The sequence below is a fragment of the Winogradskyella sp. A3E31 genome, assembly GCF_046720935.1.
In the GTDB taxonomy this organism is placed as follows: Bacteria; Bacteroidota; Bacteroidia; order Flavobacteriales; family Flavobacteriaceae; genus Winogradskyella.
Genome location: NZ_JBHNWH010000027.1, coordinates 1 through 977, shown reverse-complemented (window position 1 = coordinate 977; position 977 = coordinate 1). Strand labels below are relative to the sequence as shown.

Genomic DNA, 977 nt, shown 5'->3' with positions numbered 1-977 from the left:
TGATTTTGAGTTGATGTATTTCCATTGCCATCATCATAAGTCCAGGTAATGGTATAAGTACCTTGGGCTGAATAAGACGTTGGATCAGAAGTTGTTCCTGTAATAGTCCCGGCACAGTTATCGGTTGCCGTAGGAGCAGAGACCGAAGCACTACATTGACCAGTAATAGTAGGCAAAGAAGCCACATTGGCTACCGGTGCCTGAGTATCATCAATCACAATATCCTGATAAACGTCAATGGTATTTCCATTGCCATCATCCACACGATATGTTCTAGTAATCGTTCCGTCATTCACAGCCGGGTTAGCAGTCTGTGATATAAAGGTTACAGTCGCCGTCCCGCAGTTGTCCGCCTCGTCAGTAACGACAGCAGGATTAGCAGCAGGCACATCAGCAAGACACTGTACATTAATATCCGCAGGGTTTGAAGCCGTTGGGTCAGTAGTATCATCCACTGTTACCGTTTGGTTTTGTGTCGAGGTGTTTCCATTACCATCATCATAAGTCCATGTAATGGTATAAGTTCCTTGGGCTGAATAAGACGTTGGATCAGAAGTTGTACCAGTAATAGCTCCAGCACAGTTATCTGTAGCGGTAGGAGCAGAGACCGAAGCACTACATTGACCATTAACGGTAGCCAAAGAAGCCACATTAGCCACAGGTGCCTGAGTATCATCAATCACAATATCCTGATAGACATCAATGGTATTTCCATTGCCATCATCCACACGATATGTTCTAGTAATCGTTCCGTCATTTACAGCTGGATTAGCAGTCTGTGATATAAAGGTTACAGTCGCCGTTCCGCAGTTGTCTGCCTCGTCAGTCACGACAGCGGTATTAGCAGCAGGCACATCAGCAAGACACTGTACATTAATATCCGCAGGATTAGATGCTGTAGGATCTTGAGTATCATCTACTGTTACCGTTTGATTTTGAGTTGATGTATTTCCATTGCCATCATCATAAGTCCAGGT

The 977-nt window shown here is 44.5% G+C and carries 1 pseudogene; it reads right to left on the bottom strand.

Going from position 1 to position 977, the window contains the following annotated elements:
- Nucleotides 1-977 (bottom strand): annotated as a pseudogene (locus ACFEMA_RS14705) (hypothetical protein); the annotation flags it as partial.